Annotated in this window: 13 protein-coding genes; 4 read left to right on the top strand and 9 right to left on the bottom strand. The window is 54.9% G+C overall.

Going from position 1 to position 16,114, the window contains the following annotated elements:
• Positions 1 to 15: 15 nt before the first annotated feature.
• Positions 16 to 288, top strand: a complete 273-nt coding sequence (locus IPM50_07640; GenBank protein QQS31560.1) for a hypothetical protein — start codon at positions 16 to 18, stop codon at positions 286 to 288.
• Here the strand turns inward: IPM50_07640 and IPM50_07635 are convergent.
• The 5 genes from IPM50_07635 to IPM50_07615 form a co-directional block, all read right to left on the bottom strand.
• The gene (locus IPM50_07635) at positions 285 to 1,271 is read right to left on the bottom strand and encodes an NAD(P)H-quinone oxidoreductase (GenBank protein ID QQS31559.1); all 987 of its coding nucleotides are present in this window, start codon (positions 1,269 to 1,271) and stop codon (positions 285 to 287) included. The genes IPM50_07640 and IPM50_07635 overlap by 4 nt on opposite strands.
• Entirely contained in the window at positions 1,271 to 2,959 is a 1,689-nt protein-coding gene (locus IPM50_07630; protein ID QQS31558.1) for a TolC family protein, read from the bottom strand. Before IPM50_07630 ends, IPM50_07635 begins: the two co-directional genes overlap by 1 nt.
• An 8-nt stretch (positions 2,960 to 2,967) precedes the next feature.
• Positions 2,968 to 6,090, bottom strand: coding sequence for an efflux RND transporter permease subunit (locus tag IPM50_07625; GenBank protein ID QQS34424.1), 3,123 nt, complete (start codon positions 6,088 to 6,090; stop codon positions 2,968 to 2,970).
• Between the two features lie 74 nt (positions 6,091 to 6,164).
• Complete coding sequence (locus IPM50_07620; GenBank protein ID QQS34423.1) at positions 6,165 to 7,463, bottom strand: efflux RND transporter periplasmic adaptor subunit; 1,299 nt, start codon at positions 7,461 to 7,463, stop codon at positions 6,165 to 6,167.
• Entirely contained in the window at positions 7,460 to 8,134 is a 675-nt protein-coding gene (locus IPM50_07615) for a TetR/AcrR family transcriptional regulator (GenBank protein QQS34422.1), read from the bottom strand. The genes IPM50_07620 and IPM50_07615 overlap by 4 nt, the downstream gene beginning before the upstream one ends.
• A gap of 244 nt (positions 8,135 to 8,378) precedes the next feature.
• On the opposite strand from IPM50_07615, the gene IPM50_07610 reads away from it, so the two are divergent.
• Positions 8,379 to 8,735, top strand: a complete 357-nt coding sequence (locus IPM50_07610; GenBank protein ID QQS34421.1) for a DUF883 family protein — start codon at positions 8,379 to 8,381, stop codon at positions 8,733 to 8,735.
• A 74-nt stretch (positions 8,736 to 8,809) separates the two neighbouring features.
• On the opposite strand, the gene IPM50_07605 is transcribed toward IPM50_07610, so the two are convergent.
• The gene (locus tag IPM50_07605) at positions 8,810 to 9,160 is read right to left on the bottom strand and encodes a hypothetical protein (protein QQS34420.1); all 351 of its coding nucleotides are present in this window, start codon (positions 9,158 to 9,160) and stop codon (positions 8,810 to 8,812) included.
• Positions 9,161 to 9,204: 44 nt separating this feature from the next.
• Positions 9,205 to 10,398: a DEAD/DEAH box helicase gene (locus tag IPM50_07600; GenBank protein ID QQS34419.1), complete on the bottom strand. Its 1,194-nt coding sequence runs from the start codon at positions 10,396 to 10,398 to the stop codon at positions 9,205 to 9,207.
• A 401-nt stretch (positions 10,399 to 10,799) separates the two neighbouring features.
• Here IPM50_07600 and IPM50_07595 point away from each other — a divergent pair, with 401 nt between their 5' ends.
• Positions 10,800 to 11,648, top strand: coding sequence for a DUF3828 domain-containing protein (locus IPM50_07595; GenBank protein QQS34418.1), 849 nt, complete (start codon positions 10,800 to 10,802; stop codon positions 11,646 to 11,648).
• The gene (locus tag IPM50_07590; GenBank protein ID QQS34417.1) at positions 11,575 to 12,396 is read left to right on the top strand and encodes a VTT domain-containing protein; all 822 of its coding nucleotides are present in this window, start codon (positions 11,575 to 11,577) and stop codon (positions 12,394 to 12,396) included. The genes IPM50_07595 and IPM50_07590 overlap by 74 nt, the downstream gene beginning before the upstream one ends.
• A 59-nt stretch (positions 12,397 to 12,455) precedes the next feature.
• On the opposite strand, the gene IPM50_07585 is transcribed toward IPM50_07590, so the two are convergent.
• Both IPM50_07585 and guaA read right to left on the bottom strand, forming a co-directional pair.
• A complete protein-coding gene (locus tag IPM50_07585; protein ID QQS34416.1) occupies positions 12,456 to 14,177 on the bottom strand; it encodes a carboxypeptidase regulatory-like domain-containing protein in 1,722 nt (573 codons plus the stop codon).
• A 330-nt stretch (positions 14,178 to 14,507) separates the two neighbouring features.
• Positions 14,508 to 16,064 carry a glutamine-hydrolyzing GMP synthase gene (gene guaA / locus IPM50_07580; protein QQS34415.1) on the bottom strand — a complete coding sequence of 519 codons (1,557 nt, stop codon included), beginning with the start codon at positions 16,062 to 16,064 and terminating at the stop codon, positions 14,508 to 14,510.
• Positions 16,065 to 16,114 lie beyond the last annotated feature (50 nt).

Below are 16,114 nucleotides of genomic sequence, written 5' to 3'. Positions count from 1 at the left end.
TTCGGGGCAATTGGAATGAAGATCCAGGACATGAGGCCAACTCTGGGACAATTGCTGCGCGATGAAGGTGTCGCGGTGGCGGAGCCTGTTCCTGAAACGCCGGAACCTGCAGTGATCGAAACCAGCGAGATCGAAGAACCGGCTTGGGCGGTTGTTTCTTTTGACCGCGTAGAGGCCGGCGGGCTGACGCACGCCGAAGCCGTAAGGCTGATGGCCGAATTGGATCGTGCTGGCGTCGCGGGGCTTTGTATCATTACTGAAGCAGCCGCTCTGCGGATGCGGTCTTAAAATTCCAAAACCACTTTCCCGAAACTCCGATCAGAGCTAAGATACTCCAAGGCTTCTTTCACGTCCGCCGCCGCAAATACGCCATCGACGTTCGGCCGCAGCTTTCCCGTCTCAAACAGCGGCAGCATCTCGTCCGCAAATCGCCGTGTCGCGTCGATCTTTTCCTCAGTTGACCGAGAACGCAGAACTGTTCCTTTGATCGTCAGCCGCTTGGTCAGCGCCGGCCCCATATCAAATTCGGCCTTTCGTCCCGCTGTTAACCCAACCAGCATCAGGCGGCCCTTCGTTGCGAGCGAACGCAGGTTCTCATCGAAATACGCTGCACCAACAAGGTCGAGAATTACATCGACGCCTTTGCTGTCAGTCTCGGACATGACTTTCTCTGCAAACTCAGGCCCGTCCGGCAGCGCAATAGCGTGTTCGAGCCCGTACTCTTTACAGCGTTCCAATTTGTCGGCGGTGCGGGACGTTCCGATGGTCTTGATACCTTTTGCTGCCGCCATTTGAAGTGCGGCAAGCCCGACGCCTGAACCGACGGCGTGTATCAGCAGCGTCTCGCCTTCTTTCAAACCGGCCTGAACAAATGCGGCATCATGAGCAGTGATGAATGCTTCGGGAATGGCGGCGGCTTCTGTAAATGAAAGCCGGTCAGGTATCAGCATCGCCGTGTCGGCGTGGACATTGACGTATTCGGCGAAGGAGCAGCCCGCGGTAATTCCCATTACGCGGTCGCCTGTCGAAAACGTATGCACATCTATGCCGGCGGATTCGACCACACCTGCGTATTCCAGCCCGGGAATTCTGGGATCAACGCCCGCGGGCGGCGGATAAAGCCCGCGTATCTGCAGCAGATCTGCCCGATTCAGACCGGCTGCGTGAACACGGACGCGGATCTCGTTTGCGGCGGGCTCACGAACGTCGTCGACATCGCTCAATGACACGTCGAGATCGTCGCCAAATCCATTGATATTTATCGATTTCACTATTTCAGCTTTGCTTCGACGCCGTTCGCTGTGAGCGTAGTGCCGGTCGTCCGGTGATATTCGGCGATCGCTTTGTTCAGGTCGATGCGGGCACGGAGTTCGTTGCTGCGTGCGGCGGTGAGAGCCGTCTGGCGTTCGAGCACCTTGTAAACGTCCGACTGGCCGGCGTCGAGTTTTCGCTGTTCTGATTCGTACTGACGCTGCGAATTTTCGCGGGCGATGGCGGCGGTGCGGAGTTTTGCTTCGGCGGTACGGATCGCCTGCATCGCGTTTCGCACTTCGACCTGAATGCCTTGTTCTATCAGTTCACGCTGCGTTTCGATCCGTTCGGCCTCCACCATGGCCTTGCCGTATAGCGCGTCCGCGGACCTGTCGCCGAAAAGCGGCAGGTTGAACGTAACGCCCACGCGGAAAGTAGGAAATTTATTCTGCAGCAGGCCCGAATATGGATTTCCGGTCAATGCGGCGAGATTCGTCTGCTGCTGCTGACATGCCGGCGACGTCGGATCGACCGTGCAGGGAAGCGGGAACGGTGCAGAGAAATTCGGATTCTGAGAACCGCCGATCCCGGACGTGCCGTAGCTTGCGTTCAGGTCGATCTGCGGTTTTCGCTGCTCACGATAAAGACGTTTGTCGAGATCGTTGATGCGAAACTGCGTCTTATTCAGCTCGATCTCAGGCCGGTTGTCGATAGCCGTCTCAACGGCATTTTCGAGCGAGCCTGCGGGCGGTGCGATCTCAACCGGTTGAACAGGCGTGATCGCCTCGGTCCATATCGCGGCATTGCGGTTCGGCGAGATCAGATTTTTCAGGGCGTTTTCGGACAAATTGACGACATTCAGTGCCTCGTAAACCGCCTGCTCGAAATTTGCCACCTGTGTTTCGGCCGCGACGATATCTATCGGCGCAAGCTGGCCTTCGGCGACGAGACGGCGATTGTGTTCGAGCTGCTGTTTTGCGTCGCGGACGGCGTCACGCTGCACCTGGAGATTTCGCAATGCAAAGGTCAGGTCCCAATACGCCTTCTCGACCGCAGCGACCACCTCGATCGAACGCTGCCGGAACTGCGTGTCTGTTAGTTCTACGTTGCGTTTTGCTATCTCGATAGTACGGCGGTTCGCGTCGAACTTGCGTCCGCGGAGCAGAGGCTGATTCACGATGAAACTCAGCGTTGCGTTGTATTGCGGGCTGAGGATGCTGATCGGGTTGTCCGTCGTCAGACGCTGATTCGCTAAAGTGCCGGAAAGCGAAGTGCCGTATCTCGGAATGTAGCCCTGCAGTGTCGCGTTGCCGACGAACGTGCCTTGCGTCGTTTCGCGGTTGGTGCTGAAGATGCTCACGTTCGGCGTTTTCGTGCGGTCGTAATATGCCTGACCGACCAGACGCGGCTGAAAGAAACCATCCGTCGCACGCAGGTCAAATTCCGCTGCCCGGTTCGTTTTCCGCGTGATCTCGATGTCGCGGTTGTTCTCCAATGCCATCTCGACGGCGTCGCGAAGCATCATCGCACGCTGCCTCGTGATGTCAACGCCGACTCGGCCGAGTTCGGGAAACTTCCTATCATCCGAACGGTAGTCGGGTGCGATCTCGGGCACGGGCTTCAGGTCTTCCGGATTTTGGGCCCGCAAAAAGCTTCCACCAAATAGGAAGAGCACCGCAGCAAAAATGTGGAAAATACGCCAACTCACTTCTTGCTCTATTGCCTCCCGATGATGGAACTTGCCGTTGCGGCGGTGCGCCTTTTGATGGTAGAAAAGAACCTTTCGCCAAAGCGGCCTATCGAATTAAAGATCCGCATTTCAGAAAGATCGTCGAACAATGAATAGAAGACCGGCACTGCAAGGAGCGTCAGCAGCAGACAGAGCGTCTGCCCGCCGACGACGAGAACGCCGATCGAGCGGTTCGTTCCGGAGCCGGCTCCCGTGGCGAGAACCAGAGGCATCATTCCCGCTACAAGTGCGATGGTCGTCATCAGGATCGGCCGCAGACGGTCGCGGTTCGCCTGAATGATCGCGTCGTATCGCGAGAGCCCCGTCGACCGCAGGCTGTTCGTATGGTCGATCTGCAGAATGGCGTTCTTTTTGACCACACCGAAAAGAAGCAATACACCAAGTCCTGAGAAAATATTCACCGTTTGTCCCGCGATCAACAGGCTTAAAATACCGAACGGAATAGCGAGCGGCAGCGTCAGCAGGATGGTCACGGGATGTATGAAAGATTCGAACTGCGCCGCAAGCACGATATACATGAAGATAAACGACAGCACGAACGCCAGCAGGAAGTAAAAGCCCGCTTTGCCCATTTCCTTCGATTGGCCGACATAGCCTGTTTTGTATTCGGCAGGCAGGTTAAGTTCCTTCACATAGCTGTCTATCGCCGATGTAATGCTCGCCGCGGAGCCGCCGGCCCGCGTATTCGCGAGCAGCGTGACCTGACGCTGGCGGTTCGTGCGGTCGATCGAGCTTGGACTGGTGCCTTCCTTCACGGTGACCACGCGGTCGAGCGTGACCCAGCCGAGTTTTGACGACGGGACGATCAAGCGTTTGAGGCCTTCGACGTCGGTACGGAATGTATTTATCGCCCGAACCCGAACGCTGTACTGGTCGCTGCCGCTGTTGAACGTCGTCGCTTCCTGGCCCGCAACGAGCGTGTTCAGTGCCTGCGAGACGTCACCGATGCGTACACCGAGATCAGCCGCGGTGTCGCGGTCCACCTCAAGCTGCAGTTCGGGTTTGCCCGCGATCAGCGTCGAATCGACGTCCACTGCGTCCGGGACGGTTTTCATTTTCGCCAGTATCTTGTCGGAATATTCTTCCAGTTTTTTCAGGTCCGGACCCGCTATCAGGAACTGCACGTTCGCATTGCGAAAACCGCCGCCGGAAAATGCCTGCACTTGCTGGACCGCGGTTCGGAGCTCTGCCGGAAACTGTGCCAGCAGATCTCGGGCGTCTGCCATCATTTCTTCCTGCGACTTGGTGCGGTCCTTAATGTCGGCGAGCTTTACGTATATCGTGCCTGAATTCACAACAAGCTGAGTGCCGCCGCCGACCGTTGCAAGAGTATCGGTGACGCCGGGCATCTTTCGCACTTCGGCCGCGATTCGTTCGAATATCTGCGACGTCGCTCCTAAACTTGTCCCTTCCGGAGCACGTACCTGAATTTCGAACTGCGATTGATCGTCAACAGGGAGGAAGTTCTTGCCGACGAAGATGAAAAGCGGCACGATGCTCAGGAAAACGAAAATGCAAACGCTGATGATCACCCAGCGGTGGCCCATTGCGAATTTGAGCAGAAATGTATAGGTCGCATCCAAATATCGGAACCAGCCGCGCTCCTTGCTCTTCGCTTCGTGTTCATTCTCGTTCTCTTCGAGTCCTTTGGTTTTTGTCTTGTGCTTGATCAGCCTTGCGGCGAGCATCGGGGTCAACGTGAACGAAACTATCAGCGATACGCCGACCGCGAACGACGCAGTCAGGCCGAACGAAGACATGAAACGCCCGACGATGCCCTGCATAAAGCCGATCGGCACGAACACCGCCATCAGCGAAAGCGTCGTCGCCAGTACGGCGAGGCCGATGTCGCGTGTGCCTTCGATCGCGGCCTGATAGGGGTTCATCCCTTTTTCTTCGACAAACCGGTAGATGTTTTCGAGCACGATGATCGCATCGTCGATCACGATGCCGACCATCAACGTGAGCGAGAGCATCGTGATGGAATTGAGCGTATAGCCCATCGCGTACATCAGAGCGAAGGTTGCGATGATCGACGTCGGGATCGCGAGTGCGGCGATGAACGTGGCGCGGAAATTCCAAAGGAAAAAGAAAACGACGATCGATGCCAGCAGCGAACCGATGGTCAGATGCTCCTCGAGTGCTCCGACGGCATTTTTGATGAAGATCGAATTGTCACCGATGATCCGCATCTGAAATTCAGGCGGCAGCGTCGGCTCGATCTCTTTCAGGCGTTCCTTTATCTCTTCGGCGACGGCGACAGTGTTTTGTCCTGACTGTTTCGAGACGATCAGCGTAACTGCAGGCTGGCCGTTCAGACGCGCCTCGGAACGCGGTTCCTCAGCACCGTCCTCGACGTAGCCTAGGTCTTTCACCTTGACCTGATAGCCGCCGCGTGTGGCGACGACGACGTTCTCAAACTCCTCAGGTCTTTGGATCTTTCCTATCGTGCGAACGGCAGTTTCACGCTGGCCTTCATCCAGGCGGCCGCTCGGAAATTCGACGTTCTGTATCCTCAGAGATCCCGAAACTTCGGCCGGCGTTACGTTGTAAGAGCGAAGTTTGTCGGGATCGATCCAGACGTGGATCTGCCGCTCGACGCCGCCGATGATGGTCACCTGACCGACGCCGTTGATCGACTGGATTCGCTCTTTGATCTGCTTTTTGGCGACCTCAGTCACTTCACGGAGCGACTTCGGTGCGGAGATAGATATTCGCAGAACGGGAGCCGCGTCGGTGTCCAGCTTTTGCACGGTCGGGCGTTCTGCCGTTTCGGGCAGACGAGGTATGACGCTCTGGACGCGGTTCTCCACCTCCTGAGCCGCGATATTTACGTTCTTTTCGAGAATGAACTGGACAAAGACCTGCGACACGCCTTCGAGCGAGACCGAACGCATCTCGTCGATACCGCTGATGGTATTGACGGCTTCTTCGATCTTGTCGGTTATCTCGGTCTCGATCTCTTCGGGCGAGGCCCCGGGATTGGTCACCGTCACGGTGATGGTCGGAAAATCGATCTTCGGAAAAAGATCGACGCCGAGGCTCATGAACGAAAAAGCACCCACGACGACGAGCGAGAGAATGAGCATCGTCGCGAATACAGGTCGTTTTACGCAAATTTCAGCCAGCCACTGCATACAACTCTACGTGTGGTCCTTTACCGCTATTGAGCGACGAAAACTCCGTCGAAAAGTGAATCGAGATTGGATACTGCGACGATATCGCCCTCTGCAACGCCGGATTTGATCTGTATCATCCGGTCTTCCAGCAGCCCCAACTGAACCAATTGTTCGCGAGCCGCCCCGTCGCGGATGACAAAGACCTTGTTCACGTCGCCCTCTGTCTTGACCGCTGCGACCGGAACCATCACTGCGTTCTCAGGTTCCGCCTGTGTGATCCGCACAATGGCGAACTGTCCGGGCTTGAGCAAGCCGTCCGTGTTCGGAACTTCAGCCTCGACCGTCAGCGACCTTGCCTGCGCATTCAGCGTGGGCAGCATTCGAACCACGCGGCCCGCAAAATTGCGGTCCGGATAAGCACTCGTCTGCATTGAGATGCTTTGGCCGATCTTTACCGAACCGATCGACTGTTCGGGAACGTCTATTCTGAGACGCAGCGTGCCGGTACGGACGATCGTCGCGACCTTTGTATTCGGTGCGTTCGGGGTTACGAATTCGCCGGGATCGGCGATGCGTTCTGAAATGTAACCGCTGATCGGTGCGGTGATGACAGTATCGGACAAAGCTTTTTTCGCCTGATCGACCTGCGTTTGGGCGGTGTTGACAGCTGCTCGTGCTGAAACGACGGCGGTTTCGGCGGCTGTTATCGCCTTGACCGCAACGGCTGCGTTCGAACGTGCCTCCGCGAGTTGGCCTACGAGCGCGTCACGCTGTGCCCGACGCTGGTCGAGCAGCGAACGCGAGATGTCTTCAGTGGCGTAGAGCCTTTCAGCACGGGCGAGTTCTTTTTCCGCGAGTTCCAAGTTCGCCCGCGTTGATATCACCTGCGAAAACTTTTCTATGTCGAAGGTCTCGCCGTCACGAACGCCGAGACGGATCTGTGCCTGTCGAAGGGCGGCGACGGCCTGATTCACCGCCTTTTTCTGCTGCTCAACCTGAGCCTCAGCCTGTTCGACGCGGATGCGTGCGTCGCGGTCGTCCAAACGAACAAGTACACTTCCTTTCTCGACGTAACTGCCGACGTCGAAATTGACCTCGACTATCTTGCCGCCTATTGCCGGAGCGACATCCGTAGCAGCGTCGCTGGCAAGGTTGCCGGTCGCCTCAAAGTATTTCGGTATCTGGCGAACGACGGCCTGCGTGGTCTCCACCGGTACGGTCGTCGGTGCCGCAGCGGCCGTGTTGGCGTTCTCCGACTTGCCGCCCGCTCCGCACGCGGCCCCTGCTATCGCCGCTATCACTGCAGCGGTGATCAAAATGATCGCGCCGAACTTTCCTCTCATTTGTCCTTCGCCTCCGAAATCCCGGCAGTTATGCCGCGGAGCAAAATGTCCGCAAAATTCCTTGCCGCCTCCTCGTTCGGGATGTCCAGTATCTTTCGATTCTTGTCCCAAAGAATGTTGTTTAGCGAGTGATGTATCAGCATACCCAAAAATGACCTGACGACGATCCGTGGATTTACATCGCGAAAAATGCCGTCCGCCTGCCGGCGTTCTATGTAACCGCCGATGAACTCATAGACCTGTTCAACGAATTCGTGAAAAAAACGTTCCGCCAGATCGTGCTCTTCAAGGGCCGAGTAAAACAGCAGCCGCATGAACGCGACGTCTTCCTGATGTTTGTTCAAGGCCGCAAGTGCTACGCCTGCAAAGAAGGCGTGGTCGTCGTTTTCATCGAGTGCCTTCAAAACGGCCGGATCGCCGTCCCAAGGAAACTTGTTTACGCCGTCGATGCATGCTTTGGCGTGGATAATAGCTCCGTACAGCTCATCCTTCGTCGCAAAATGACGAAAGACCATTGCCTCCGAAACGCCCGACGACGCGGCTATCTGTTTAGTTGTCGTGCCTTTGAAGCCGTGCTGCGAGAACAGTTCTACCGCCGTCCGCAGTATCTGCTCGCGGCGCTCGTCGCCCGACATCCGGCCTGTGTGGTCACATTTAATTGCGTCGTCCATCAAAAAAGTACGTCAATAAACCTTAGTAGTAAGTAAGCACTTACTATCTTTCGTGATAGAATCACATTTGGATGCAGGTTTGTCAATTTTAGTTCGTGACGCCTGTCACAACGTCGAAAACGGGCGAACAATTTGTAGCGGATTTCGTTACAACTAATGCCGGCGGCGGTTCATCCGAAAATATATCCGACGGATCTCAAGAGCGGAGAGCTTTTATCACAATTGTTATTGGAGGAATAAGAAAATGTCAGAATTTGAAGCGGAAGTAAAGAAAGCGGAAAAGGAATTGGAACAGGGCCTGATCCCGGTCGGAAACGGCGGATTTGGCGACGGCGCAATGAACGATGAATTTTTAGGAGACCTCAAAATGCAGGCACAGGAATACGGACAGCAGATCAAGGACGCGGCCGAGAAGGCACGCGATTTTGCATCAGAGAAATTTACGCAGGCAGGCGACAAGATCAAGGACCTTTCATCAAAGGATCCGAAAGAGCTTGTCGAGGACGCAAAGGAATTTGCACGGCAGAAACCGGGCCAGACGATCCTGATCTCGGCGGCCGTGGGGCTCGTGTTGGGATTGCTTCTGCGCGGACGCAAGTAGCTTCCGATCAAGAGCTTTACGATGAAAAGGGTTGGCCGTTTGGCCAACCCTTTTTCTCATTGCGAAATTTCAGTTTACGATTGCTCGTGAATCAGCCGACGAACTTCATTTCCGAATAGAACGTCGATCTTGTGCGGTTCGACAACGGCAGTTACTTCACCTCGACCGAACTTCTCGTGCATCATCGCCTGGCCCTTACGGTATTTTCGCAGACGGTCATAGGGAGAAGCGTTCTTTCCCTTGCCGGTAGCGAACTCCGTTTTCACGCCTCTTGAGAACGTACTCACGCTCTCACAGGTCTCGCACGCGGCCTTGGTGATCGTTCCTTGTTTGGTTACGGCAAGGACCTTGTGCACCTGTTCGACATCGCACTGTGAACACATCATTTCTTGCCGGTCATCAATTGAATAGGCTTTGGTTTTCATAATCATTTCTCCGGGTTGCTTCGAACAAAAAATGTGCCGCAGCCTTATCGGCGGCGGCGCGAACCGAATTGGCGAAACGGCCGCCGTGCGGTTTCCGTCTTAGGAGCTTCAGTAAAGATGCCGCCGTGTTCGGGGTGAATTACGCGTTCGACCGTTTCACCTGTCAGGCGTTCGATCGCACGCATCGCGTGCTCTTCGGCGGCCGTAAATATCGTGATAGCACGGCCCTTGTTGCCCGCGCGTCCCGTTCGGCCGATGCGGTGGACATAGTCCTCCGGAACCACGGGAATATCGTAATTGATCACGTGAGCGACGGAATCAATGTCGATGCCGCGTGCGGCAACGTCGGTAGCGACGAGGACATTGGTCTTGCCGGACCTGAAGCCGTTCAACGCAGCGTCACGCTGCGACTGCGAGCGGTCGCCGTGAATGCGGTTCGAGCTGTGCTGCCGTTTTTCCAGAACGTGTGCAAGCCTGTCCGCCTGGCGCTTCGTGCGGGTAAAGACCAGCACACGCCGCAGGTCTTCCTTTTCAAGAAGATCCAGCAGCAGTACCATTTTCGAATTTGCCTGGACGGGATAAGCGGTCTGTTCGATCAGCTGCGATGCCCGCCCGCGGGGACTCGCTTCGATCAGCGTCGGGTCGGTCAGCATCTTGTACGCAAGTGCTTCAATTTCCGGCGACATCGTCGCTGAGAAGAAAAGCGTCTGGCGGTTCTTCGGAATGGCATTCACGATACGCCTGATCGAAGGCAGAAAGCCCATGTCCAGCATACGGTCAGCTTCGTCGAGTACCAGCGTTGTCAGTGTTCGAAAATCTACCAGCCCTTGATCCATCAGATCGATCAGACGGCCGGGCGTTGCGATGATGATGTTCGGCGACCTTTTCAAGGCGTCCATTTGCCGTTTATAACCAGAGCCGCCGATGATCGCCGTACACGTTACGCCCTTAGGGGCGAATTGCCGGCAAGCCTCTTCGGTCTGCGTCGCGAGTTCACGTGTCGGAGAGAGAACCAAGATGCGGGTTCCCCGCGTTGTATTGGTTTCAATGAGCTTCTGAATGGAAGGCAGCAAAAATGCCGCGGTCTTGCCGGTGCCCGTTTCGGCACAGGCGATGATGTCACCGCCCTGTAAAACTATGGGAATCGCCTGTTTTTGTATGGGTGTAGGCTCTGAAAAACCCAATTGCCTGCACTTTTCCGTTAAAACGGGCAGCAGGCCGAGATCTTTAAAATTCACTTGAATCTACCTTTGTTGGATCGACCGGCAAGATGTTCGAAGCGGCGCAGGCCAATGGCATGCGCTCTGCTTTCGCAGTATCTCGATGATCGTAAAAGAAGTTATCTAACGGTGGGTTATTACTTTCGGTGTAACGGTTGCAGCGAAGAACCAACGCGAGAAAGCATGGGCACTAGCGCCCTTGCTGCTTCTGACAGTTATTAACGTGTCCACCTCTCGAGAGTTCCTAAACGCCTTCACAATGATCGCGTACTTACCGTCGACAAAAGAGCGATGGAATTATCAATCATCTACTCTAGAACATTTTATTTTAATTAGCAAGCTAATTTTCTAAGGGGTCTTACCATTGTGCGTGGGCGAAGTTTCTATCCATCGTCATTTTTCATACCATCGTAAACAATATGTTGTTTCGTTTTTCAGTTCCGGCTGTTGTTTTTGTGGTTCTTTTTTGCGCGTCCTGCGGTTTGATCGACCTGGGTAGAAAGGACGTTTCGAATACAAATACTCGCTCCATTGCATCCGAAGGTGACGTGCCCGAAACGCCCGCGGTCGCAGGTGGTGAATCGCAGTCGTCGGCTGCGGAAGCGCTCGTCGCGGACCTCTACAAACAGCACGATGCGAAAAAGAGCCCGTTCCATCAGACCTCTGATCGAGCGCGCGTCGATAAGTATTTTGCAAAGGAATTGGCAGATCTGATCTGGAAGGACGCGTTGCGGCCTAGCGACGAAGGTGGCAGCATTGACGCGGATCCGTTATACAACGCACAAGATATCGACATAAAGAATTTTAACATCGGCACGGCAAAAGTGACCGATGACTACGCGATACTCCCGGTCACGTTCACAAATTTCGGTCAGAAACAGTCGCTCAAATTCAAAATGAAACGCACCGGCGGTAATTGGAAGATCACAGATATTTCATATTCACCGAAAGACAGCCTTTTGACCTGGTTAAAAGCGAACGACAGTTCTACAAAAACTACGACAACAGCCGCAAGCGGCGAATTCGAAGGAAAATATAGGGTCGGCGAAACCACATGCACCGTCAGCCCCGATCGTATGGCATTTCAGGTCAAATGGGCGAAAGGCAGCGGCAGCGAATATTTCTTTTATAAGGACGCGAACACGTTCGAATCCGAGCCCGACAAGAGCGGTGGCCGCAACGAATTCCGCTTTGATGACGAGAATTACAATTCGGGAACTTTCGTCCGTGCAGACGGCAAGGTCTTTTCTGTTTCGCGGGCTCGTTAATAGCGGAGCGGTCCAGTTGTTTCATTCAATTCGAAAACACATAGCCGAATTCGGCCGGCTAACGCCGCTCGGCGTCGTTTCGATGCTGCTGCCGATCGTTGGAAGCGCATTGCTGATCGGCTTTATCGTGCCTATCGGCGCGTGGATGCGGGCGAATTGGGAAGCCGGAATATTCGTGTTCCTCGCATCCGTTCTGTTCTTTTGCGGCCTGGCACTCCTTCCGACGAACGTGATCGGTTTCGTCAGCGGCTGGGCTTTCAATTTTCAGCTCGGGCTTGTAGTTCTGTTAGTTGGCATCGTTGGTGCAGCGGTGATCTCGTTCTTTATAAACAAACGCATCACAGGCGAAAAGCTGCAGGAAGCTCTGCAGAACCATCCGCGCTCGCGTGCCGTCTATCGTGCATTGCTAAAGGATGACCGTCGAAAGACGATGCTCATCATTTTCCTGGTCAGAGTATCCGTGATAATGCCCTTTGCGTTCACGAATTTCGTATTGGCGGCGGGCCGCGTTCCGCTCGGTTCGTACATTGTAGGGACGACCGCCGGGATGCTGCCGCGAGCCGCTGCCACTACCTATGTCGGAGCCGGAATGTATGATCTCGATCTGGCGAATGCTAGAGATTCCTCTTTCTTTTTCGCGGGCCTCGCTGCGACCATAGTCTCTGTATTCGTGATCGGCTACATCAGCCGCCGGGCTCTGGATCATGTCACCCGCGATCATCAGACTGCCGATATCGCCGAAACATAAGCATGAAAAAAGGGCCGGCACCCGAAGGTACCGGCCCAAGCCGTAGCCCTTTGCCTACACTACTTTTGTATTGCCACAAAGTTCACGTCCGTCATATTGTCCACGATCGTGATTGTCTGCAATGGCGGATCGAAACGATAACGCCTTGCCGTCACGGTCACAGCATAGCTCTCGCCGGCTGCAAGGCCTCGGAAGGCGTAATAGCCGAACGTGCTCGAGCTTAACGCATATGTCTCACCGTTCGAGATCCTGAACAGCTGGACAATGGCTCCACGGACCGGCAATCCCGCCGTGTCGGTTATTCTTCCGCTCAGCATCAGATCCGCCGATGTCGGCCGGCCGTTGATGAACGTGCAGGTGACGAACTCACCTTCCTCAAGTGTAATGACCACCTGCCGCTGCGGAATGGAGATCGTATTATTGTTCGTGCCGGTTCCTCCGCCGGGATCGCTCGTGCAGACGATCTGGCTCAGCGAATACGGCAAGATGTCGGCGGATTCCGTGACCGTTACTTCATGCCCGTTCCCGAAATTCGTCAGGTTCGCAAAAGCCTGAGTGTTCGAGTAGGTATTCGTATTGTCACCATCGTCGTCCAGCGTAAAGTTGCCGGTTGCGCCCGGTCCGACCGCCGTAAACAGGAAGGTCTGCGTCGTATCAGGCTGAGCGTCCTTTATGATCTCTATCCGGCCCGGATAAATGACCGCGTTGGCCTGAAGACCGCGATCCTGGTTTCCCCCGGAACCGTCCAGATCGATCAGCCTCATATGAAATGGAGCACCGCTGATCGCGACAGCCGAATTGCCGACACCCCAATCGGCACGCGTGGCGATATGGCCGCCCCAAGCAAGTACAACGTTCGGATCTGTGTTTGTGAAGGTTATTGAGACCTTTACCTGGCTCTTACCGGCAAAGGTTCCGAGCATTGTGTAATTCGAAACGCTCAGGACAGTGCCATTGAAGATCGTGAAGGCTCCCGGAACTTGTGCGATGTCATCGGCAGTGCCCGGAATGCCGTCATGTCCAATTGTTACATTCACATCGATCGGGATCTCGAAATGATCATGCACAAGCGGGTCGCAGTTCAGTGTGCCGTCACACGGCGATGCGTCCGTTTCCGTGCGGTCAAAGCTTGTCAGATAGTCGATCGCGTGTTTGCCGCCCTCAGTTGTATCGTACTCAATTGTCACTGTGTGAGTCGGGCCGACCGTGAGTCCGGTCATCGCCAGACGATACGGAACTGACTCGCCCTCTAAATAGTGAGCCTGGCTGCCGTTGAGGTTGCCGTTGACCCAGTTGGTACCTGTACAGGGCTCCGGTGCACCGTTTGGGCCATTGCGGCACTGGCACAGATCGGCGGCACTCCCAAGAAGTATCTCCGTGCCTCCAAAACCGGTTCTGGCCGCTTTCCCTGAAACGGATCCGATCGCTGTCACGTTATATTTCAACGCATTATCCATCATGAACCAACGAGTCTCAAAATTTCCGTTTCCGTCTGCGAATACATTCCATTGTCCAAGCATCATTGGCTCCGGGAGCGATGCAAATGACGTCTCCACAAATACGCCGATGCTTTCAGATGGAATGAAACCTGTCCCCAAAATGCGAACAACGCCAAAAATATCGGCGTTGGTACGGAGATCTGTAGTTGTTTGCTGGGTGTATGTTGGATCTTTCGCGGTGTTGGGGAGCCTCTTTGTTTCAACCTGCGAATAACTTCCGACAACCCCTAAAAACGCGATCACGACGACCGCGATACTTCGATTTAACCATGTATTCCTCATAAGACCCCCTTTCCGGAGTCCCAATGTCTCCGAACGGATCTACCGTTGTATATTTTTCATCTTCAAATAAGCACTCCTCGTAAAAAAATTTGCGAGTACACTTCTATCCTGCGTTGCCGCAAGTTGCGTGCCCTACGCAACGATCGCGGAAATGCGGTAAAGCCCATATTTACAGCCGGTCATCCATTTCGGATCCCTTTACATCTCATCCCGGGCGCGAGGGATTACGCACTGTTGCGTGAGAATACACACAATGCGACGAAAGAATGCGTGAGTACACGGCAGCAAGCCTGACCTTAGCGGCCAACGCTCAGATCTTAGATCCTATAATTATTCCCACTCGATCGTGCCGGGTGGTTTTGATGTGATGTCGCAGACGACGCGGTTGACGCCGCGGACCTCGGATGTGATGCGGGACGAGACGGCGGCGAGGAAATCGTGCGGCAGGCGTGCCCAATCGGCGGTCATGCCGTCGGTGGAGGTGACGGCACGCAGGACGACGGTCTTCTCATACGTGCGGAAATCGCCCATGACGCCGACAGACTGTATCGGCAGCAGCACAGCGAACGCCTGCCAGACATCCTTGTATAGGCCAAAATTGTGCAGTTCCTCGATGAAAATGCGGTCAGCTTTTTGCAGCAACTCGACCTTTTCAGGCGTAATGTCGCTGAGTATGCGGACGCCGAGTCCGGGCCCGGGAAATGGATGGCGTTCGAGTATCATTTCCGGAATGCCTAGGTCTCGGCCTATAAGGCGCACCTCGTCTTTGAAAAGCTCACGCAGCGGTTCGATGAGTTTCAGGTTCATCTCTTCCGGCAGGCCGCCGACGTTGTGATGAGTCTTTATTGTTACAGATGCTCCGCGAACCGAAACGGATTCGATCACGTCGGGATAAAGCGTCCCTTGCACGAGCCAGTTAGCGTCGGCGATCTTGTCAGCTTCTGCCTGAAAAATGTCGATGAACTTTGCCCCAATCGCTTTTCGCTTCTTTTCGGGATCGCTGACGCCTGCGAGCACCTCGTAAAAATCCTGCGAGGCATCAACGCCGATCACATTGAGGTGGAGATTGTCTCTGTAAACCTGCAGCGTGTCCTCGAATTCGCGATACCGCAGCAGGCCGTTGTTGACGAAAATACATGTCTGGCGTTCGCCGATGGCCTCGTGGACAAGTACCGCAGCCACTGTCGAATCGACACCGCCGGACAGCCCGCAGATGACGCGGTCGGTCTCGCCGACTGTCGCACGGATCTTTTCTATCTCTTCTTTTATGAAGCTAGATGGCGTCCAGTCGCCCGTGCAGCCGCAAATATTGAAAAGGAAATTCCGCAGGATCTCTTTGCCAAGCGGCGTATGCGTAACTTCGGGATGGAACTGTACGCAGAAAATTCTGCGTTCGGCCGATTCCATCGCGGTAACAACATCGCCGGTCGTCGCGGTCGTTTGAAAGCCCGGCGGCAGTTCGGTTACGTGATCGCCGTGGCTCATCCAGACGTCCAGCTCGAACGGCATTTCGTCAAACAGCCGTGTTCCGCCGCTCAAAACCTTCAATTTCGCGTGTCCGTATTCACGTCGAGCGGCGGGCTCGCTTTTGCCGCCCAGATCGACCGCGGTGAGCTGCATTCCATAACAAATGCCCAGGATCGGAGCATTAACCTTGTCATAAAATCCGGCTTCGACCCGCGGTGCGTCCTCGTCCGTTACCGACGAAGGCCCGCCCGACAAAATGACGCCTTTCGGCCGCTTTGCCGCTATCTCGTCGGCCGAAAAATGGTAAGGATGTATCTCGCAATAGACGCCCTGTTCGCGGACGCGGCGTGCAATCAGCTGCGTATATTGCGATCCGAAATCCAGAATGAGCACCAGCTCGTGTTGTGATCCTGATGACATGTTTCAAGCCTGCTGTAAATGAAAGTATAGGTTCTCGCTCGTGCTTTATG

The sequence above is a fragment of the Acidobacteriota bacterium genome (assembly GCA_016700075.1).
Lineage (GTDB): Bacteria > Acidobacteriota > Blastocatellia > Pyrinomonadales > Pyrinomonadaceae > OLB17.
This window is presented reverse-complemented; position numbering and strand designations above follow the sequence as displayed.

What these genes read in the sequence shown, in the direction of transcription:
- IPM50_07640 (QQS31560.1), top strand. Translation starts at nt 16, where the DNA reads ATGAAGATCCAGGACATGAGGCCAACTCTGGGACAATTGCTGCGCGAT.
- IPM50_07625 (QQS34424.1), bottom strand. Translation starts at nt 6,090, where the DNA reads ATGCTCATTCTCTCGCTCGTCGTCGTGGGTGCTTTTTCGTTCATGAGC.
- IPM50_07620 (QQS34423.1), bottom strand. Translation starts at nt 7,463, where the DNA reads ATGAGAGGAAAGTTCGGCGCGATCATTTTGATCACCGCTGCAGTGATA.
- IPM50_07615 (QQS34422.1), bottom strand. Translation starts at nt 8,134, where the DNA reads ATGGACGACGCAATTAAATGTGACCACACAGGCCGGATGTCGGGCGAC.
- IPM50_07610 (QQS34421.1), top strand. Translation starts at nt 8,379, where the DNA reads ATGTCAGAATTTGAAGCGGAAGTAAAGAAAGCGGAAAAGGAATTGGAA.
- IPM50_07605 (QQS34420.1), bottom strand. Translation starts at nt 9,160, where the DNA reads ATGAAAACCAAAGCCTATTCAATTGATGACCGGCAAGAAATGATGTGT.
- IPM50_07595 (QQS34418.1), top strand. Translation starts at nt 10,800, where the DNA reads ATGTTGTTTCGTTTTTCAGTTCCGGCTGTTGTTTTTGTGGTTCTTTTT.
- IPM50_07590 (QQS34417.1), top strand. Translation starts at nt 11,575, where the DNA reads ATGACGAGAATTACAATTCGGGAACTTTCGTCCGTGCAGACGGCAAGG.
- IPM50_07585 (QQS34416.1), bottom strand. Translation starts at nt 14,177, where the DNA reads ATGAGGAATACATGGTTAAATCGAAGTATCGCGGTCGTCGTGATCGCG.
- guaA (QQS34415.1), bottom strand. Translation starts at nt 16,064, where the DNA reads ATGTCATCAGGATCACAACACGAGCTGGTGCTCATTCTGGATTTCGGA.